Genomic DNA, 21681 nt, shown 5'->3' on the forward strand with positions numbered 1-21681 from the left:
AACAAAACTAATTATAAAAAAGAAGACTATGAAAAAAATCTTTTTGATAATAGTAACAGCCCTACTCTCTTTAGGATGTAATGCACAAAACGCAGCTTTAGCTAAAAAAGTAATAGAAAAAACTAGTCAGGTTATTGGTCGTCCTGGAGGCGCAAAAGCCAACTTTACAGTTTTTTCAAAAAAAATTGGCACAATTTCAGGAACAATAGCAATTAAAGGAACCAAATTTAATGCCAAAACAAATAAGGCAATAGTATGGTATAATGGAAAAACTCAATGGAGTTATTTAAAAAGTACAAACGAGGTCAATGTAACAACTCCAACACAGGCTCAGCGAATGTCAATGAATCCATATACTTTTATTAATATTTGGAAATCGGGATTCAAATTGGGAGTAACAACAAAAGGGCAGAATTACATTCTTCACTTAATATCAAATACCTCAAAAAATTCGATTTCAGAAATGTATATTACAGTGAATAAATCTAGCTATTCACCAAGTGCGATAAAGATGCGTCAGAATAAAGACTGGACAACTATTTCAATTACAAATTTTCAGCCAAAGAACCAGCCAGATCAAATATTCTCTTTTAATAGTAAAGATTTTCCTTCTGCTGAGGTCATAGACCTAAGATAAACATATAATATGACCACTATCGAATTATTAAAAGAACTTAGAAAGCATAGAATATTATCAGAAAAAAGAAGCCTTATGCACGGACGCAATAAGGCTTCTAAAATTATCGTATATGCTTTATCTATTTTTTTTATAATCTACCTTTTGGCTGCTTCTATCATGCTAGCATTTGCCGTAATAACAGAAGGAATTAAAGCGCTAACCCTTATCTGCACTATATTTCCTATAATAATGGTAATAGACTTTTCTTTTAGGTTTATAATGCAGCAAACTCCATCACAGATAATTAAGCCATACTTACTATTACCTATTAAAAAAAGCATTTGTATAGATACATTCGTCTTTAGAAGTCTATATAATGCAGGAAATTTCATTTGGTTTATTTTAGTATTACCATTTGTAATAATGACCATGTTTTTTAGCGGTCAACTTATCAATGGAGGATTAGTGCTATTATTATACCTACTGGGCATCCTAATCAATAGCCAATTTTATTTAATTGTCCGTACCCTTGTTAATGATTCTATAATTTGGTGGTTTTTGCCTATTAGTATATTCCTGGTATTTACAATGCCAGCTTACTATACGGGGGTAATTGATTTAAATAACCTTTTCCTTTTTTACTCCTCGTTTGGAATTGGACTTTTTGAAGATAAGTGGTTTTACTGGCTATTTCCCACAACTCTACTTATCCTACTCATACAAATAAATCGGAAGCTACAACTATTTTACGTTATGAAAGAAATTTCACGTAAGAAAAAAGAATACAACTTCCATGGGAAATCGTTAAATAAAATCATACCCCAAGATTCTGTAGGTGTATTTTTGAATATGGAAATTATTAGCATTCAACGCAATAAAAATATCCGTAAAGGTTGTATTTTCGCAATGCTTGCAGCCTTTATGATGAGCCTTATATGCACTTTTACAGATATCTATTCTAGTATTTATGCAGCAATATACTGGTGTCTATACAATTATATTATAATAGGTAGCATTATTCTAACAAAAATGATGTGTTATGAAGGTAATTACATTGACACTTTATTAATTAGGAAAGAAAGCATATTAACTCTTCTTCGAGCAAAATATTACTTTTACTCTACACTATTATTAATACCAACAGTTTTCATGCTCGTACCCGTATTTATGGGAAAATGGTCAATTGAAATGCTAATAAGCTGTTACATCTTTACAATTGGCTTCCAGTATTTTATTACATTTCAGTTAGCAGTTTATAACAAGAATACCATACCCTTAAACTGCAAATTAACAAGTAATCATAGTCTAGAGACCAATTACTACCAAATATTAGTAGAGCTATTTACAATACTTACTCCTGCAACAATTTTAGGAGTAACTATTTTCCTGTTTGGCGAAAAAATAGCATGGATTGTTATAACCATTATCGGATTATTGTTTATTACAACCCATCGCCTATGGCTCAACATTATTTATAATAGAATGATGAAGAGAAAATACGAAAACATAGAAGGATTCAGAAAATCAAGAGAACAAATATAATAAAAATGAGAAAAATTATTTTAGCAAGCGGCTCTCCACGTAGAAAAGAATTATTAGAAGGATTGGATTTTAATTTTGAAGTCAGACTCAAACAAGAGATTCAAGAGAACTTTCCTTCAGACATCGAAGCTGAAGTAGTACCAGAATATCTTTCAAGGGTAAAAGCATCAGCATATTTAGAAGATTTACAATCAAACGAAATCGTAATTACAGCAGATACTGTTGTAATATGCGATGGAAGTATTCTAGGAAAACCTTCTGATGCTAAAGAAGCAGCCGCAATGCTACATAAAATAAGTGGAAAAACACATCAAGTTACGACAGGAGTATGTATAACATCAAAAGAAAAACAAGTACATTTTCATGTCAACACATTCGTAACTTTCAAGGAACTGACAGACAGAGAAATTAATTATTATATAGACAAATACAAACCATTCGATAAAGCTGGAGCTTATGGTATTCAAGAATGGATTGGCTATATAGGGTGTACAAAATTAGAAGGAGACTATTATAACGTCATGGGATTACCAATATACAAAGTATACAAGGAATTACAAAATTTCTAATATTCATAATCGTCTCCATCAGACTTATTTTGTATACATAGCTGACGAAGATCATAAAAACTCCCATTGTATATATTGAAATCAACATAGCCTTTTATACCTGGCAACTTACCGGCATCGGTATGTTGCCAAAACTTCCACTCTCCCTTATACTCTACTTTATCTACATAATAATGAGCTATCCAATAAGGATAATCATCAAAAACAGGTGCACTAAGATATTGTTCTTTGAACTTATAATTTGTATATATAATAGGCTTAACATGGTATTTGTCTTCTACAATGTGCAACCAAGTTAAAATATCCGTTTGGAACTCTTCTACACTTTTATCTTTTGGCCTGTGCTCTACATCCAAAACAGGAGGTAAATCACCAGCAGTTAAATGTACTTTATCCAAAAAAAAGTAAGCTTGCGAACGAGCACTACTCTTGTTACTCCAAAAATGATACGCACCTCGTATGAAACCATAATCACGTGCATTATAAAAATTCTGGCCGAAATTAGGATCAAGACGGGTACTTCCCTCAGTACTTTTAATAATAATGAAGCGAAGTGGTGTTCCTTCAATCATCGCATTTCTAAGATGATCCCAATCAATAATTCCTTGATAGTGTGAAATATCAATGCCCCTTATTTCATACCCTTCTGGATAAGCAACATCCCCATATAGAGCACGCCATCTGAATCCAGTAGGACCTACAAAAAAATAATAAAATACCCATACATAAACAACAAGTACCAAGAAGCCTCCAAACCACCATGCCCAACGAGGGTACTTTAAGAAAAAAGAAGGCAAATAAGAATGATGCTTTTTAGAAGCACCATGACGAGGTCCTCTTCTTGTACTAGAAGCCTTTTTAATCGATTTTCTATACGATGTCTTCTTATTCGTCATAACTTCTTTTCTGCTTTCCAAATAACTGGAAAATATTTATGCATATTAACTATTTATTATCAATCACTTAACGTGAAATCCGTTAGTATTGACTATTGAAGAAGCCACAATTTCGGCCAAAAGTGTTGTATCTCACTTGTCTTATTTTATCGTTAGCATCCGCAAACATAATAACATGATAATTACATTTAGAGGACTACCAATTATTCTTTTCTTGCAAATTTACAGTTTTTATTTTAAAAAACAGACAAAAAAAATTAAATTAGAAAAATCAAGCTTTTTTTTTTGAATCTTACTTGAACTTTAAATATTTTTTTTTATCTTTGAATCATCAATAACCATAAATACCAACGTTATGTCAAATAAAAGAAACTTAAAAAAAAGCATTAACAATATCTGCACTGTACTTTTTGCAGATTGTGTAGCAGAATCTTTATATGGAGAGCAAAAAAGAACAGATAAAGAAATAGACACTTTTCTTTCTTCCATTTTACTTTTCCATGCTGATTATATTAGCAGAATATCTCATCCAGAACCTGGGATGAAACAGAAAGACTATTTCAAACAATTAATTGAAGACTTTAACAAACAGGTTGGAGAACTTATTGATCAATTCACAAGTGTTGGCTAATGTTACAGAAAATCTGTAGATGGATATTATACCGAGTATTGGGATGGACTAAAGATGTTACGATAGACCATCCCAAGAAATTTATTGTATGTTTAGCCCCCCATACAAGCAATTGGGACTTTATAATAGGACAATTATATGCCAAAGCAGAGGGGTGGAAAACGAATTTTCTTATGAAAAAAGAGTGGTTTTTCTGGCCACTTGGCTCTGTTTTCAGAAAAATGGGAGGTATTCCTGTTTTTCGCAGTAAACATATGCGTATGACTGATGCCATGGCAGAAACGGCGAAACAAGCTGATAATTTTATTCTGTGTATTACTCCAGAAGGTACCCGCTCGTTAAATCCTGATTGGAAAAAGGGTTTCTATTATATTGCCCAAGGAGCCAATATTCCCATCCTTCTATATGGATGTGATTATGAGAAGAAACAAATAAAATGTACAAAAGCTATTCTACCTAATGGCAACGTAGATGAACAAATGAAAGAAATCAAATTGTACTATAAAGACATAAAAGGAAAAAATCCTAAAAATTTTACTATTGGTTTAATGTCTTTATTCGCTTTTTTATTATTTCCACTTTCAACTCAAGCCCAATATCTTGACGGCAACACACGTGCATGGGGAGATATTGAATATACTGATGATCCATGGGTATTCAATTCTTCTAGACCCAATAGTATTACTCAAGGCCTTTTAAATCGACATATTGCTTTATGGGCTAGTCATGGTAGATATTATGATGTTGATAAGCAAAAATGGGTTTGGCAAAGGCCAAACCTCTTTTGTACCACAGAAGATCTCTTCACACAAACGATAGTTGTACCATACCTCATTCCAATGCTTGAGAATGCAGGTGCAACTGTTTTTACACCTAGAGAACGGGACTGGCAAACACATGAAATCATCATTGACAATGATGATGCAAAAGCCCCATTTTATGTAGAAAACAATAGTAGCAAAAGTTGGAAACAATGTGATAGCATCGGTTTTAGAATGCATGCAGGCACATATATTGATGGTGAAAATCCATTTACTGCTGGTAGTTTAAGGCAAATAAAAGCGACTAAAAGGAAAAAATATAGTTCAATAACATACCAACCTAATATTCCTAAAAGTGGAAACTATGCAGTTTACGTTAGTTACAAATCTTTGCCCAAAAGCGTTCCAGATGCAAAATATATAGTATATCACCAAGGGCAAGCTACAGAATTTACCGTTAATCAACGCATGGGAGGCGGTACATGGGTTTACCTTGGAACATTTTATTTTGACCAAGGATGCAATGCTGACAATAGAGTTGTTGCAACTAACCATGCTTCAAAAAAAGGTTTCATCACAAGTGATGCTGTCAGATTTGGAGGAGGTATGGGAAATATTGCGAGAGGAGGCCAAACGAGTGGTCTTCCACGCTCTCTTGAAGGTGCCCGCTACTATGCTCAATGGGCTGGTGTTCCCTATAAATATTATAGTACAAAGAATGGACTAAACGATTATGGAGACGACATTAATGTTCGTTCCTTGATGAGTAACTGGCTCGGCGGAGGTAGCGTATATATGCCATCTAAGGAGGGACTTCATGTTCCTATAGAACTATCTCTTGCTGTACATAGTGATGCAGGTTATGCTAAAGACGGAAAAGGACTTATCGGTACATTAGCAATTTGTACAACTGATTTTAACGACCAAACATATAACAGTGGCATCAGTAGAATGACAGCAAAAGATTTTGCAACAGCCTTGCGTGATAATGTCTATACAGATATGAATGCAAAATATCATAATTGGGCAAAAAGATATGTATGGGACCGTAACTATAGTGAGACTAGATTACCAGAAATACCTTCTGCTATAATAGAAACTGTTTCACACCAAAATTTTCCCGATATGAGATTGGCTCAAGATCCTATGGTTCGCTTCACGCTAGCTCGATCCATTTACAAGACCATCTTACGTTACATATCCACGAACCATGGTAAGAACTATATAGTAACCCCTCTAAGCCCTACTCATTTCAGTGTAGACATCGACTCAAAAGGAATCGCAACATTAAGTTGGATTCCACAAAACGATTCCCAAGAAAAGACGGCATTAGCAAAATCTTATAACGTCTACACAGCTATCGGCAAACTCGGTTTTGATAACGGTAAAAATGTGAATAATCCTTCATACAAAATTCAGTTACAACCCAATATAGTTTATAATTTTAAAGTAACAGCTTGTAATGCTGGTGGTGAAAGTTTTCCATCAGAAACACTATCAGCCATGTACGTACCTAATTCTAAGAAAACGGTACTCATTGTTAACGGTTTCAACCGCTTAGCCTCACCACAAGTTATTGATAATGACAGTGCACAAGGATTTGATATGGATAAAGACCCAGGCGTTAGCTATGGACTTACAGCTGGATGGAGCGGCAAACAATTAATTTTCAATCGTGCAAAGATGGGCTGTGAAGACAATACAGGTTTAGGTTATTGTGGTAACGAGCTTGCAGGGAAATTCATAGCTGGTAACACTTTTAACTATACCGTAGAACATGCTCAAGCTATTGCCTCTTCTGGACTTTACAATATAGCAAGTTGTTCTAGTAAAGCTATTACAAGTGGAAAAGTTCAACTTAATAAATATCAAGCCATTGACCTGATCTTAGGATTGGAACGTAATGATGGATATACACCTGAATATTACAAGACTTTTACTCCATCCATACAGAAAGCCTTGTCTGCTTATACTCAGACAGGAGGTGGAATCTTAGTAAGTGGAAGTTACATTGCAAGTGATATGCAAGCAAAGGATGAACGTAAATTCCTACAAGATGTACTAAAAGTTGCTTATACACCACAAGATAGTATACAACCAGATGGAAATATTCAAGGTCTTGGACTTACAGCATCCTATTATCATTATCTCAATGAAGATCATTACGCAGCCACACATCCAGATGTTATCCAACCTCTAGAGAATGCCATTCTTGCGATGCAGTACGGCAATGGGCTCGGAGCTGCCGTTGGTTATCAAGGAAGTGACTATCGATCATTTACAATGGGATTTCCTTTTGAATGCATTTCAAACGAAAAAACTCGGAATGCAATCATGCGAGGTATATTAAATTATATTATTAAATAAAATAACTTTAAAATCAATAACTATGTATAAAATTCAGGCCAACCAATCAGGAACACGTTTTTTGGAAGTCAGCGACCTACATTTAAAGACAATCGACAGATATCAATTACTACGCAATCTTGTAGACAGTAACGGGGTCATCGACGAAGATGTTCTAGATAAATTGAAATTCAATATTCGTTCACTGCTTGAAAGTGAAGTAGGACAAGGAGATAAAGATTTACTTGATTTATGCCTTGATGTAATTTACAACAATAATATGAAAGCAATAGGCCTACACAACTTAGTTCTGTTATATGTAAACTGGAAAGATCATCAGAAGGAATCACAGGACGAAATCTCCGAAACCATAAATGATTAAAAAACCAATAGTAAAAGGTACACAAATTAAAAAGATTTGTGTACCTTTGTCGTTCAATAGGATTTTTAAGAAAAAAAATAGATTGTTCACAACATTATGATAAAATCATATCAACTGACGGATTTTCTACCAACTACCAAAAAGGAATGCCAACTAAGAGGATGGGAAGAACTAGACATCATTATCTTTTCAGGTGATGCTTATGTTGATCATCCTTCATTTGGTAATGCCGTAATTGGTCGTTCTCTCGAAGCTGCCGGCTATAAAGTAGCTATCGTCCCACAGCCTGATTGGCATGGCGATTTTAGAGACTTTAAGAAATTAGGCAAGCCACGTCTATTCTTTGCCGTTTCACCAGGTGTTATGGACTCTATGGTCAATAAATATACAGCTAACCGCAGACTACGTTCACAAGATGAATATAGTCCAGATGGTCGTCACGATATGCGTCCAGAATATCCGACAATTGTATATACACAAATCTTAAAAAAACTATATCCAGATGTACCAGTAGTACTCGGCGGCATTGAAGCTAGCATGAGAAGATTGACACACTATGACTACTGGCAAGATCGCTTAAGAAAAAGTATTCTTGTTGATAGTGGAGCAGATCTTATTCTATATGGAATGGGAGCAAAATCAATCATTCAATTTGCTCAAGATCGCGAGGCTAATATGCCAATGAAAGAGATCAATAATATTCCTCAAACTGTTTTTACTTGTCGGCAGGATGAGGTTCCTGGAGGTATAACAGAAAAAGATATCGTCTTACACTCACACGAAGAATGCCTTAAAAACAAAAAAGCTGAAGCAGAAAATTACCGACATATAGAAGAAGAATCCAATAAAATTCATGCGCAAAGACTTCTTCAAGCTGTTGATAATAAATATGTTGTGGTTAATCCACCCTATCCGACTTTAACAACAGAAGAACTTGATGCTACATTCGACTTACCATACACAAGACTTCCACATCCAAAATATAAGGGCAAAACGATACCTGCTTTTGAGATGATTAAATTCTCAGTCAATATGCATCAAGGATGCTTTGGTGGTTGCGCTTTCTGTACCATTTCTGCCCATCAGGGAAAATTTGTAGTATGTAGAAGCAAGGAAAGCATTCTTAAAGAAGTTAAAAAAGTGGTTCAATATCCAGATTTTAAAGGATATCTATCTGATCTCGGTGGACCATCTGCCAATATGTATGGCATGCATGGAAAAAACAGAAAGGCCTGCGAACATTGCAAACGCCCTTCATGCATTAACCCACAAGTATGTCCAAACTTGATAACAGACCATAGTAAACTTCTAGAAATATATCATGCCGTAGACAGTCTACCTGAAATTAAGAAGAGTTTCATTGGTAGTGGTGTAAGATACGACTTACTGCTCCACAGAGGTAAAGACGAAAAGAGCAATAAAGCTGCAGAACAGTATACAAGAGAACTTATCACACATCACGTCAGTGGGCGACTTAAAGTAGCACCAGAAAATACTGATGATAATGTATTAAAGTTAATGCGAAAGCCTTCATTCAACCAGTTTTATCAATTTAAACGTATTTTCGACAAGATAAATAAAGAAGAAGGACTCAAACAGCAGATTATTCCTTATTTTATCTCTAGCCACCCTGGTTGTACAGAAGAAACAATGGCGGAACTAGCCGTAACTACCAAAAATCTAGATTTTCATCTAGAACAGGTTCAAGACTTTACCCCTACCCCTATGTCTATCAGTACAGAGATGTGGTATACAGGATATGATCCATATACACTTGAGCCAGTATTCAGTGCTAAAACTCCTAAGGAGAAATTAGCCCAACGCATGTTTTTCTTCTGGTATAAACCCGAAGAACGTCGCAATATAGAGCGTGAATTACATCGTATTGGAAGAGCAGACTTAATAGACAAACTGTATGATAAACCAAACTATAAAAATGGGAAATCAAAGGAATACGATAAAAAAGGAAGAAAAGCAAACCAACAGAATGCACGTATGCAGAAAGCTGAAGCACGATTTAATGAGCGTAGAAGCAAGAAAACGATTTATGATGACCGTCCTATAGGAAGCACCTATGACAATCCAGGAGTTTCTGGATATTTCAAGAATAAACAAAAGAAGAGTTTTAATCCTAATTTTGATTCTTCTAACCATAAACGCGAGAACAATGGCCATTCAGATTATAGAAAAGGCGATCATAGGAAAACAGAATCAGGAAACGTGCGAGGACGGAATCGTCGTAACCGATGATTTCGTTGCTGTCATAGACGGTAGCACTAGCAAGACTCCCAATAGATTGAACCCAAATATGAAAAATGGCCGGTATTGTATGATATTGATTAGTCAATGTCTTCAAAAAATACCAGCCAATATTTCATGCCCAGAATTCTGTAAGGAAATTACTGACTTTATAGCAAGCCAATATTTTCACAATCAATTGGATATCAAAAAATTGACTTTACATCCCGAAGAAAGAGCTACAGCCAGCGCTATTATTTATAATAACCATCGCAAAGAGATTTGGATGATTGGTGATTGCCAATGTCTAGTGGACAATCAATTATACAACAACGATAAGCTTTACGAAAATCGGATTGCCCAAAAACGTGTTCAATTGATAAAAAGTGGATTAACACCACAAAAAGCAAGGGAAGTTATTGAACCAGATCTTATCCAAGCAATGTTAGAAGGACAAAACAAGCACTATTCCGTTATTGATGGCTTTCCTATTTGTGAGAATAACATTAAAATAGTATCAACTGTAAATTCACATCAAATCGTACTTGCTAGCGACGGCTATCCATTTTTAAAGAACACGCTAAAAGAAAGTGAAAGCCTATTGGAGCAGCAATTAAAAAATGATCCACAAAATATCCGAACATTTATTGCAACAAAAGGGTTAATGCCAGGAAACAAAAGTTTTGATGATCGTAGTTATATAAGATTTTTTATATAAAACATAAATATCGTTTTCATGATTACACATGAAAACGATATTTATGTTTAGCTCTCTGAGGTACACTAGGAACTGGACTAATAGTCATACCATTAATACCACTTCCTCCTCCAGAAAATCCCATATCAGTTTTTCCGCCACGATACAGCATCCATCGCTGACGAATTCTATTTACATAATCATAGGTTTCACTTCCACGCATATAGCCATATTTAACTACAGGATCGTGATAAAATGCTGGTGATTGTAATTTCAGAATATACTCTGCAACCTCAACAAAATTATTAGGATTTCTGCCATATTTGCGAGTTAATGCCATTGCATCTCGAATATGTCTACTACCACCATTATAGCTAGCAATAGCAAACCAAATTCTTTGACTTGGATCTACGTCTTTAAAGTGTAACAAAAGTTCATTAATATATCTTGCAGCACCCGCTATATTCATTTCTGGATCAAATATACGATCTTTTGGCAATCCTAAATGTTCTGCCGTTGCAGGCATAATCTGCATTAATCCACATGCCCCTGCCCAAGATCTAGCTTGAGGATCAAAACAACTCTCTTGATAACACTGAGCTGCCATTAGTTTCCAATCCATTCTAGCCATTGGGGCGAAAGTCTGAAAATAACGGTCGTATTTCGAAATAATACCTTTACTACTATTAAGAAATGGAGAATACACATGACGCTTTATACTTTTAACACTAAGAAGATAATTTTCCTCTTTACGCATCTCATCAATCATCTGAGGTTTAAACCAGTGATTTAAAGTATCAGCTAGTTGCTTATTATCCGGAGCAACTACCCATGATGTCTTAGCAGAATCTACTTGCATACCACAAGCCAGCAAACCTTTTTGCTCTTGAAGAGAAAGAGGATAAGCGATAATATCCCCCTTCCCCTGCTTTAGTTTCTGAATCATATCCTTTACATCCCTACACTGCTCTACTCGTAATGATACCCCTAAGCTTTGTGCAAATTTTTCACAAAGCATATAATGAAGCCCCATGCCATGGCCGTGATAATCATAATAAGTTTCAGGTCCCGAAACCGTCAACATAATCATTTCTCCATTTGAAACGATATCATCTAGATTATAGCCTGTGTCTTCAGAAATAGAATCCTCATTGAGTGTTGTACCCCAAGGAGTTTCAACTTGTTGTTTCTTTGGGCTACATCCTGTCAAAAAGAAAGCAATTAAAAGAAATAAAATGCAAATTCGAACAAATTCCAATTTTTTAGTACTTTAAATTTCCTTGATTATTTGATTTCGACTACAAAAGTAGTACTTTTCTTGGTAATTCGAGTCAAAAAGTGTACTTTTGCAGTGTTTTTTTAAATAATACTTATGTTACGAATAGCTGTTCAGTCAAAAGGTCGTCTTTTTGAAGACACCATGAATCTGCTTAAAGAAGCAGACATTAAAGTGAGCGCCTCTAAGCGTACACTTCTCGTACAATCATCTAATTTCCCTCTAGAGGTACTTTACCTTCGTGATGATGATATACCTCAGAGTGTAGCTAGTGGTGTAGCTGATATCGGTATTGTTGGCGAGAATGAGTTTGTTGAGCGACATGAAAATGCTCAAGTTATTGAACGTCTAGGGTTTAGCAAATGTCGCTTGTCACTAGCCATCCCTAAAGAAATAAAATATAACGGTGTAGAATGGTTCAATGGCAAAAAAATTGCAACTTCTTATCCTAACATTCTCAAGAATTACATGAATAAAAACGGCATTAATGCCGACATTCATGTCATCACAGGAAGCGTAGAAATTAGCCCAGGAATTGGCTTAGCTGATGGTATCTTCGATATTGTAAGTAGTGGCAGTACTCTTGTCAGCAACAACCTTGCTGAGGTTGAAACCGTCATGAAAAGCGAAGCCGTTCTCATTGGCAATTGGAAAATGGATGATGAGAAACATCAAATTCTTAACGAAATGTTATTCCGTTTCGAAGCTGTACGCTCTGCACTCGACAAGAAGTATGTCATGATGAATGCACCTAAAGACAAAATTGAAGCCATCACAGAAGTACTACCGGGTATCAAAAGTCCAACTATTATCCCATTAGCTGACACCAACTGGTGCTCAATCCATACCGTTTTAGATGAAAAACGTTTTTGGGAAATCATTAACCGACTCAAAGAACTCGGTGCTCAGGGCATATTAGTAAGCCCTATTGAAAAGATGATATTGTAACACTAGCAATATAAAAAAGAAAAAATGAACATTATTAAGTATCCTGCAAAGGAAGATTGGAAGGAAATCGTGAAACGCCCTCACTTAGACCTTTCTCAGTTAAATACAACTGTAGAGGCAGTGCTTGGCGATGTAAAAAACCATGGCGATGCAGCCGTAAAGCGTTACGAAGAGAAGTTCGACCATGCCCATCTTGACCATCTTGCTGTTACAGAAGAAGAGATCAAGGAGGCTGAACAGCTCGTATCATCAGAACTTCGACATTCTATAGAGCTTGCCCATCATAACATCGCAGCATTTCATGAAGCCCAAAAATTTACCGGAAGCAAGATTGAAACAGTAAAAGGGGTCACCTGCTGGCAAAAAAGTGTTCCTATCGAAAAGGTAGGTCTTTATATCCCGGGAGGTACTGCACCTTTATTCTCAACTGTTTTGATGCTAGCCACTCCTGCAAAAATTGCAGGATGCAAAGATATTGTTCTATGCTCGCCTCCTAACAGCGAAGGCAAGTTAAATCCTGCAATATTAGTTGCCGCTAAAATCGCTGGAGTTAATAAAATTTTCAAATGTGGTGGCGTACAAGCTATTGGAGCCATGGCATATGGTACCGAAAGTATTCCTAAAGTATACAAAATTTTTGGACCTGGCAATCAATATGTTATGGCAGCGAAGCAACAAGTTTCATTGCACGAAGTTGCTATTGATATGCCTGCGGGGCCATCTGAAGTATGCGTCATAGCTGACGAAAATAGCAATCCTACTTTTGTTGCAGCAGACTTGCTTTCACAAGCAGAACATGGCATTGATTCACAAGTCATCCTAATTACAACTTCTGAAGACATGCTGAATAAGGTAAAAGATGAGGTTAATGTACAATTAGCCCAATTGCCTCGATGTGAAATTGCTGCCAAAACGCTGGAAAACTCACAATTAGTATTAGTTCACGATTCACAAGAAGCAATCGACTTGAGTAATACATATGCACCAGAGCACTTAATTTTGGCAACAGATAATTACGAAGAGCTAGCTAATAAGGTCATCAATGCCGGCAGCGTGTTCATGGGAAAATATGCATGCGAAAGTGCAGGAGACTATGCAAGTGGTACTAACCACACGTTGCCTACTCACCAGTATGCACTTGCCTATAGTGGTGTAAATTTAGACACCTACAACCGCAAGGTTACTTTCCAACATCTTACAGAAGATGGAATCAGAAGTATTGGTAAAGCCGTAGTATGTATGGCTGAAGGCGAACAATTAGAAGCTCACGCAAATGCAATGCGTGTACGTATTCAATCACTCAAGAAGTAGAATCATGAAAAAATTACAAGAACTCTGCAGAGAAAACATATGGAATCTAGCACCATACTCATCAGCAAGAAATGAGTATAATGGTCATGTAGCGCATGTTTTTCTTGATGCTAACGAAAATCCATATAATGCACCTTTTAACAGATATCCAGATCCTCTTCAAGAAGAGGTTAAAACGCTACTAAGCAAAATAAAGCGTGTACCTATTGCAAATATTTTTCTCGGAAACGGATCTGACGAAGCTATAGACCTCCCCTATCGTATATTTTGCAGACCAGGAATAGACAACGTTGTCGCTATTGAACCAACATATGGCATGTATAAAGTATGTGCCGATGTCAACGATATAGAATACCGTCCTGTACTTTTAGATGAGAATTTTCAGATTACCTCTGAAAAGCTTTTATCAGCATGCGATCAGAATACAAAAATTATTTGGATATGTAGTCCAAATAACCCTACAGGTAATTTAATTAATCGCAATGCTATTGAAGAAGTGCTCAATAAGTTCGAAGGTATTGTCATCATTGATGAGGCCTATAGTGATTTTTCATCCGAAAAACCACTTCGTGAAGAATTAGCCAAACACCCTAACATGATTGTACTCAACACGATGAGTAAAGCTTGGGGATGTGCTGCTATTCGACTAGGCATGGCTTTCGCTTCTCAAGAAATTATCAGTTTATTTAATAAGGTGAAATACCCATATAACATAAATCTTTTAACACAAAAGCAAGCCATCGAATCTCTCAAGGATCCTGTTGCTGTAGAAAAATGGGTTAAGATATTACTTCTTGAGCGTTCACGTGTAATGAATGCATTTAAAGATTTGACTATTACAGAAAAGATCTATCCAACAGATTCTAACTTCTTTTTGGTCAAGGTTACAGATGCTCAAGCCATTTACGACTATTTAGTAGAAAAAGGTATTATTGTTAGAAATAGAACAAGAGTTCAACTTTGTGGCAATTGCTTACGAATTACAATTGGATCCAAATCAGAAAATCAGGAGCTACTCGCAGCTTTAAGAGATTTAAAGTAAAACTCGCATTGAGCTCCTTTTACAAAATAAATCCAGTAAAATATTTAATTTTACTGGATTTTATTTTTTTCACCACTATTTAAAATGGGAGATCATCAGCACTTCCACTCTCTGAAGAAGCTGGAGCCGGTGGAAATGGAGCTTGAGCACCACCTACTGGTGCTGCTTGTGGCTGAGCACCCATTGAAGCAGCTTGAGCTGCAGCTGGATCAATATGAACTACATTCCAAGCACGTACGTTATTAAACCATCTTCCATTATACTCATGAGCATCAATATCAAAACTAACCGAAATTTCTTCACCACTCTGAATATTGAACTGAGCTAAACGTTCAGCACCAAAAACATCAAAGACCAATTTCTTAGGGTACTGCTCATGTGTTTCAATGACAAATGACTGTGATTTCCATTCTCCACGGGCAGAAACTCCACTGCGCTCAGGAAGCACGGCGATAACTTTTCCTTGTAATTCCATTTATAATTTGATTTATAATTTCTTTTCAATTTGCGAAATTACTAAAATAGAATTAAAAACAAAAACATTTAGCGATGTTTTTTCCTCGCTTACAATAATTTTTGTATTTTTGTAAAATGAAAAAACTACACGGAAAATAATAATAAAATAAGAAATATATGAAATTTACAGTATCTAGCACTGCTTTAAGCAGTCGACTCAACACGCTATCAAAAGTAATTAATAGCAAAAATTCGCTAGCTATTCTTGATAGCTTTCTCTTCCACATTACTGACAACCAGCTTACTATCACTGCTAGTGATCGTGAAAATGTTATGCAAACCACTATAGCCATCGAAAACGTTGAAGGAACTGGCGATTTTTGCATACCTAATCATGTTATACTTGACGCAGTAAGAGAACTTCCTGAACAACCTCTTAATTTTGATATAGACCTAGAGTCTTTTGCAATTAAGATTTTGTATCAGAATGGTTTGTATAATTTTACAGCACAGAACGCAGAAGAATTTCCACCTGTTCAGCATATAGAGGATGGCGCAACTGAAATAACAGCAGAAGCAAGTATTCTAGTTGATAATATTAACCGTAGTTTATTTGCAACAGCCAACGACGAGCTACGCCCTGTAATGAATGGTATCTATTTTGACTTAACTCCAGATTCACTATCTATTGTAGCTAGCGATGGACATAAATTGGTTCGCAACCAAAACTTCACTATCAAAAATGATATCCCTGCTTCATTTGTCCTCCCTAAGAAGCCAGCTACATTACTTAAAAATGTACTCTCAAAAGATGATGGTGATGTAACTATCAAATTTAACGATAGAAATGCAGAAATTATCTTTACTGACGGGACATTGAACTGTAGACTTATTGAAGGACGCTACCCTAACTATAACAGTGTAATTCCAAAGGATAATCCTAATCATGTTACCATAGATCGTAAAAGTTTATTAAGCGCTATTCGCCGAGTTCTTCCTTTTGCCAGTGAAAGTAGTCAATTGGTTCGCTTCCACCTTGAAATGGGCAAGTTAGAAGTTAGTTCACAAGATTTAGACTTCGCTACAGCTGCTAAGGAACACCTTACTTGCGAATACACCAATAAGCCTATGAGCATTGGCTTCAAAGGAAGTTCTTTATTAGAAATACTTAATAATATCGATAGTGAAGAGGTCGTACTTCAATTAGCTGATCCAAGCCGCGCCGGCATTATCGTACCAGCAACTCAGCCAGAAAACGAAGATGTTCTCATGCTGATTATGCCAATGCTTCTTAACGATTAATATAGAATCTATAAGTAAACATGAAATTAAATCTCACAAAGCCTTTAATTATTTTTGATTTGGAAACAACGGGTCTTGACATGGTCAATGATCGAATCATCCAAATCTCATATATAAAGGTCATGCCTAATGGCGAAGAGAAACGTGGTGATGAACTTGTAAATCCAGAAAAACCTATACCCGCTTTTGTATCAGATTTAACAGGTATCACAAACGAGCAAGTTAAAAATGCTCCGACCTTTAAGGAAATAGGGACAAAGCTTGCCGATATTTTCAAAGGATGCGATTTTGCTGGATTCAATTCTAATCGTTTTGATATACCGCTATTATGTGAAGAGTTTCTTAGAGCAGGAATAGACTTTGACTTTTCAAAGTGTAGACTTATTGACGCCCAAACTATTTTCCACAAAATGGAAAAAAGAAATCTAGCCGCAGCTTATAAGTTCTATACAGGCCATAAAATGGAAGACGACTTTGAGGCACATCGTGCAGATCAGGATACAGAAGCAACCTATCGCGTATTGCAGGGGGAACTCGATATGTATGATCCTGACAAGCAAGAGGAAGAAGAAAGGAAACTTCCAAACAATATGGATGTACTCCATGAATTCTCAAAACAAAACGATAATGTAGATTTTGCTGGAAAAATAATTTGGAAAGATGTTGTTGATGCTAATGGCAAAACGCTTCGAGTAGAAACCTTCAATTTTGGTAAATATAAAGACATACCTGTAGCAGAAGTTCTTCATAGAGATCCTGGATATTATAGCTGGATGTTAAGCAGTGATTTCACACTCAACACCAAGCAAGTATTAACTAGAATCCGATTACAAGAATTTAACAAAGGAAAAAGTTTTTAATCAGAATGTTAAAAGGAAAACATATAGTCCTAGGTATCACGGGTAGTATAGCAGCATACAAAGCCTGCTATATTATCCGTGGTCTTATCAAAAAGGGTGCTGAAGTTCAAGTTGTCATCACCCCCTCAGGAAAGGAGTTTATTACTCCAATTACTCTTTCTGCCCTTACTCATAAACCTGTTATCAGTGAATTTTTCTCACAACGCGATGGAACTTGGAATAGTCATGTCGATTTAGGCCTTTGGGCTGATGCCATGATTATTGCACCTTGTACTGCAAGCTCACTTGGGAAAATGGCTAATGGTATAGCAGACAATATGCTAATTACGACATATTTATCCATGAAAGCGCCTGTTTTTATAGCACCAGCTATGGATCTAGATATGTTTAAACACCCTTCAACACAAGAAAACCTAACAACACTTGAACGATATGGCAATCATATCATACAGCCAGAAAGTGGTTTCTTAGCAAGTGGCCTTGAGGGAAAAGGGCGTATGGAAGAACCAGATAAGATTGTTGAAATTATAGATAATTATTTCGACAAACAGTACTATGCCAATTCACCCCTTAACGGACGTAACATTATGATAACAGCAGGTCCTACGTACGAAAAGATAGACCCTGTACGATTCATTGGTAATTACAGTAGCGGTAAAATGGGATTTGCTCTAGCAGAAGAATGTGCCAAAAGAGGTGCTCATGTTACACTGATTACAGGCCCAGTAAACAGATTATGCAGTGATTCTATAAACCGCATTGATATAGAGAGTTGTGACGAGATGCATGAACAATCACTTCGAGCATTTCCAACGAGCGATGTTGCTATCCTTTGCGCTGCTGTAGCAGATTTCCGACCTGAGACAATTGCTGATAAAAAAATCAAGAGAGAAAAAGATAATCTGACACTATCTCTCAAACCAACCCATGACATTGCATCAGCTTTAGGAAAGGCTAAAAAAAATCAAAAAATTGTTGCTTTTGCTCTTGAAACTAACAATGAACAAATAAATGCCAAGAAAAAGCTAGAAAAAAAGAATGCAGATTTTATCGTTCTCAACTCATTACGCAATGCAGGAACAACATTCCGTACGGATGACAATCAGATAACGATTATTTCAAGAGAGGAAATCAAAGAATATCCTAAAAAGCCGAAAACAGAAGTTGCTAAGGATATCGTTGATTATCTTGAAAAAATCATGTAATAATATGAAAAAGATCGGTACCCTAATAATTGCCCTACTCTGTGGCATTTTTTCGATTCAAGCACAAGAACTTAACATGAAGATTACCATTAACCATGCTCAAATAGAAGGAACAGATGCATCCGTTTTTGATAATCTTCAGGAAACTCTAACCCGATTTATTAACGATCGGCAATGGACCAATCTGCAGTTTCGCGAGAATGAGCGTATAAATTGTAATCTCAACATTACTATTACACAATACGACAAAACGAGTAATACATTCAAATGTAAAGCAATTATTCAGGCAAACCGACCTGTTTTTAATAGTACTTATACTACTACCATTTACAACAACACTGATCCGAATTTCGATTTCGAATTTGCGCAATTTGATCAGCTTGAATATAATGAAGAAAATAGAGACAATCAACTAGTAGCTTTATGTGCATACTATGCTTATCTTATAATAGGACTTAATTTAGACACTTTTGCCCCTAACGGAGGTGAAGACATTTTACAAAAATGCATGAACTTGGCCAATAATTGCCAAACCTTTACATGGGCTGGGTGGGAATCTTTTAAAGATGATCGTAATAGATTTGCAATCATCAATGATTATCTCGACAATGGCTTTTCACCATTCCGAAAATTTCAATATACCTACTATAGAAAAGGCTTAGATCAAATGGCAGATAGTCCAGAAAAAGCACTTAAGGAGATTACTAATGGAATAGAAACTGAATTAAAACAAGCTAAAGATAATAAACCTATGAGCATGCTTCCACAAATATGGACTGATTACAAAAGAGATGAAATCGCAAGCATGTACAAAGGTAAAGCTACTCAGAAAGAAAAAGAATCGGTGTACGATATTCTCTTCAATATCAATCCCTCTCAAAATAACGCATGGCAAAAAATCAAAGAATAATATGTTAAAACAATTATACATCCGTAATTTCACTCTTATAGATGAACTTAATATTCAGTTTAACTCTGGCTTTTCTGTCATCACAGGTGAAACTGGTGCAGGTAAAAGTATCATTCTTGGCGCTATCGGTCTATTATTAGGCAACCGAGCTGACAGTAAATCGATTAAACAAGGACGAGACAAATGTATTATCGAAGCTCATTTTGACTTATCAAGATACAACATGGAAAGTTTCTTTACCAACCATGAAATAGAGATGGATATGGAAGATACGATTATCCGTCGCGAACTTACTATTTCTGGTAAAAGCCGCGCATTTATCAATGATACCCCCGTCCAACTTACATTGATGCGTGAGTTAGGTGAAACATTAGTTGATATACACTCCCAGCACCAGAACTTACTTCTTCAAAAAGAAGATTTCCAGTTGAATGTCATCGATATTATCGGTATGACAGAACAGGAATTAAACGAATATAAAAAAGAATTTAACAAATATCATGAACTAGTTAAAGAAACAGAAGATACTAGAGCACAAATTGAAGAAAATAAACGAAACGAGGATTTTTTGCGTTTTCAACTGAAAGAAATAAGTGAAGTTAAGATGCAATCCGGCGATCAAGAAAAATTAGAAAAGGAAAGTGAGCAATTAGCTCATGCAGAGGATATTAAAAGTGCTTTATATTCTTCAGACCAATTACTTATGGGCGATGAGGGAGGTATCATAGAGAATCTTAAACTAGCGGCACAACACCTTCATAACATCGAAAATGTTTACGAAGAGGGCATAGAGTTAGTACAACGCCTAGATAGTAGCTATATCGAACTAAAGGATATTGCTCAAGAAATAAGTAGCAAAATGGATAATTTCGAGTTTGACCCGCAACATCAAGTTGAAATAAATACGAAACTCGACAGTATCTATACCCTACAACAAAAATTTCATGTTAATAGTATAGACGAATTACTTGAAATACAAGAACGGCTTAAAGAGCAAATTGAGAATATAGATAATAGTGATGACGTGCTCAAAGAACTTGAAGAAAAGACCTATAAACAAGAACAGATTTGCCGTAATAAAGCAGCAGTCCTTACCAAAAAGCGTTTAATTGCAGCCAAAAAGGTCGAACAAGAAATGAGCAATAGATTAATACCTCTAGGTATTCCTAATGTAAGATTTCAAGTTGAAATATTAAAAAAAGATCTTAGCATTGATGGTGTTGATAAAATTAATTTTCTCTTCAGTGCCAACAAGAGTACACCAATGCAGCCTGTCACCCAAGTAGCAAGTGGTGGTGAAATAGCTCGTGTCATGTTATCACTTAAAGCCATGATAAGTGGCACTGTTAAACTCCCTACCATTATTTTCGATGAAATAGACACAGGTGTCAGTGGAAAGATTGCAGAAAAAATGGCTGTCATCATGCAGGAAATGGGCAATAATAATCGACAGGTTATTAGCATTACACACTTACCTCAAATTGCAGCTATGGGTAGTACACACTATAAAGTATCTAAAGAGGAAACCCCAGAAGGAACTGTAAGTCATATGCACTTATTAAACAATGATGAACGAGTACGTGAAATTGCTCAGATGCTTAGTGGTAGCGACATTTCTCAGGCTGCTATAAATAATGCTCAAGAGTTATTACGCCCTGTTTTGAATAAAAAATAAAATCAATTATAAAAC

General features: G+C 35.9%; 19 protein-coding genes. 16 read left to right on the forward strand and 3 right to left on the reverse strand.

The annotated features are described in order from the left end of the window. The first annotated feature begins 28 nt into the window (after positions 1 to 28). Genes L6469_RS04690 through L6469_RS04700 form a run of 3 tightly spaced genes read left to right on the forward strand, consistent with a single transcriptional unit; the run spans position 29 to position 2730 of the window. A complete protein-coding gene (locus L6469_RS04690; protein ID WP_027452841.1) occupies positions 29 to 637 on the forward strand; it encodes a LolA-like putative outer membrane lipoprotein chaperone in 609 nt (202 codons plus the stop codon). A gap of 9 nt (positions 638 to 646) precedes the next feature. Continuing rightward, the gene (locus tag L6469_RS04695; protein WP_006283214.1) at positions 647 to 2161 is read left to right on the forward strand and encodes a DUF5687 family protein; all 1515 of its coding nucleotides are present in this window, start codon (positions 647 to 649) and stop codon (positions 2159 to 2161) included. A gap of 5 nt (positions 2162 to 2166) precedes the next feature. Then, positions 2167 to 2730, forward strand: a complete 564-nt coding sequence (locus L6469_RS04700) for a Maf-like protein (RefSeq protein ID WP_006283213.1) — start codon at positions 2167 to 2169, stop codon at positions 2728 to 2730. On the opposite strand, the gene L6469_RS04705 is transcribed toward L6469_RS04700, so the two are convergent. Continuing rightward, complete coding sequence (locus L6469_RS04705; protein ID WP_006283212.1) at positions 2727 to 3626, reverse strand: glycoside hydrolase family 25 protein; 900 nt, start codon at positions 3624 to 3626, stop codon at positions 2727 to 2729. The genes L6469_RS04700 and L6469_RS04705 overlap by 4 nt on opposite strands. 355 nt (positions 3627 to 3981) lie before the next feature. Between L6469_RS04705 and L6469_RS04710 the strand changes: the two genes are divergently transcribed. The 5 genes from L6469_RS04710 (at position 3982) to L6469_RS04730 (ending at position 10702) form a co-directional block, all read left to right on the forward strand. Beyond that, positions 3982 to 4257: a hypothetical protein gene (locus L6469_RS04710; protein ID WP_006283211.1), complete on the forward strand. Its 276-nt coding sequence runs from the start codon at positions 3982 to 3984 to the stop codon at positions 4255 to 4257. After that, a complete protein-coding gene (locus tag L6469_RS04715) occupies positions 4257 to 7385 on the forward strand; it encodes a 1-acyl-sn-glycerol-3-phosphate acyltransferase (RefSeq protein ID WP_006283210.1) in 3129 nt (1042 codons plus the stop codon). The genes L6469_RS04710 and L6469_RS04715 overlap by 1 nt, the downstream gene beginning before the upstream one ends. Positions 7386 to 7407: 22 nt before the next feature. Continuing rightward, on the forward strand, positions 7408 to 7746 hold the full coding sequence (locus L6469_RS04720; protein WP_006283209.1) for a hypothetical protein: 339 nt from the start codon (positions 7408 to 7410) through the stop codon (positions 7744 to 7746). Positions 7747 to 7842: 96 nt separating this feature from the next. Further along, positions 7843 to 9996 (forward strand): YgiQ family radical SAM protein, encoded by a 2154-nt coding sequence (locus tag L6469_RS04725; protein WP_006283208.1) that lies wholly within the window; start codon positions 7843 to 7845, stop codon positions 9994 to 9996. 79 nt (positions 9997 to 10075) lie between these two features. Continuing rightward, entirely contained in the window at positions 10076 to 10702 is a 627-nt protein-coding gene (locus L6469_RS04730) for a hypothetical protein (protein ID WP_223918688.1), read from the forward strand. Between the two features lie 22 nt (positions 10703 to 10724). Here the strand turns inward: L6469_RS04730 and L6469_RS04735 are convergent, their stop codons facing one another. Continuing rightward, on the reverse strand, positions 10725 to 11891 hold the full coding sequence (locus tag L6469_RS04735) for a transglycosylase SLT domain-containing protein (protein WP_006283206.1): 1167 nt from the start codon (positions 11889 to 11891) through the stop codon (positions 10725 to 10727). A 162-nt stretch (positions 11892 to 12053) separates the two neighbouring features. Here L6469_RS04735 and hisG point away from each other — a divergent pair, with 162 nt between their 5' ends. The 3 genes from hisG to hisC are packed head-to-tail and all read left to right on the forward strand — an operon-like array spanning position 12054 to position 15258. Next, complete coding sequence (gene hisG, locus L6469_RS04740) at positions 12054 to 12905, forward strand: ATP phosphoribosyltransferase (protein ID WP_006283205.1); 852 nt, start codon at positions 12054 to 12056, stop codon at positions 12903 to 12905. A gap of 24 nt (positions 12906 to 12929) precedes the next feature. Further along, positions 12930 to 14216, forward strand: coding sequence for a histidinol dehydrogenase (gene hisD, locus L6469_RS04745; protein WP_027452846.1), 1287 nt, complete (start codon positions 12930 to 12932; stop codon positions 14214 to 14216). Positions 14217 to 14220: 4 nt separating this feature from the next. Further along, entirely contained in the window at positions 14221 to 15258 is a 1038-nt protein-coding gene (hisC, locus tag L6469_RS04750) for a histidinol-phosphate transaminase (RefSeq protein WP_006283203.1), read from the forward strand. A gap of 79 nt (positions 15259 to 15337) precedes the next feature. On the opposite strand, the gene L6469_RS04755 is transcribed toward hisC, so the two are convergent. Then, positions 15338 to 15733 (reverse strand): DUF3127 domain-containing protein, encoded by a 396-nt coding sequence (locus tag L6469_RS04755; protein ID WP_006283202.1) that lies wholly within the window; start codon positions 15731 to 15733, stop codon positions 15338 to 15340. Positions 15734 to 15891: 158 nt separating this feature from the next. On the opposite strand from L6469_RS04755, the gene dnaN reads away from it, so the two are divergent. Genes dnaN through recN form a run of 5 tightly spaced genes read left to right on the forward strand, consistent with a single transcriptional unit; the run spans position 15892 to position 21666 of the window. Next, positions 15892 to 17016 (forward strand): DNA polymerase III subunit beta, encoded by a 1125-nt coding sequence (gene dnaN / locus L6469_RS04760; protein ID WP_006283201.1) that lies wholly within the window; start codon positions 15892 to 15894, stop codon positions 17014 to 17016. A gap of 20 nt (positions 17017 to 17036) precedes the next feature. Beyond that, positions 17037 to 17876 (forward strand): 3'-5' exonuclease, encoded by an 840-nt coding sequence (locus L6469_RS04765; protein WP_006283200.1) that lies wholly within the window; start codon positions 17037 to 17039, stop codon positions 17874 to 17876. A 5-nt stretch (positions 17877 to 17881) separates the two neighbouring features. After that, a complete protein-coding gene (gene coaBC / locus L6469_RS04770) occupies positions 17882 to 19081 on the forward strand; it encodes a bifunctional phosphopantothenoylcysteine decarboxylase/phosphopantothenate--cysteine ligase CoaBC (protein ID WP_006283199.1) in 1200 nt (399 codons plus the stop codon). 4 nt (positions 19082 to 19085) lie between these two features. Further along, on the forward strand, positions 19086 to 19991 hold the full coding sequence (locus tag L6469_RS04775; protein WP_027452850.1) for a DUF4835 family protein: 906 nt from the start codon (positions 19086 to 19088) through the stop codon (positions 19989 to 19991). 1 nt (position 19992) lies between these two features. Further along, the gene (recN, locus tag L6469_RS04780) at positions 19993 to 21666 is read left to right on the forward strand and encodes a DNA repair protein RecN (protein WP_006283197.1); all 1674 of its coding nucleotides are present in this window, start codon (positions 19993 to 19995) and stop codon (positions 21664 to 21666) included. Positions 21667 to 21681 lie beyond the last annotated feature (15 nt).

This window comes from Segatella baroniae B14 (assembly GCF_022024235.1).
Classification (GTDB): domain Bacteria; phylum Bacteroidota; class Bacteroidia; order Bacteroidales; family Bacteroidaceae; genus Prevotella; species Prevotella bryantii.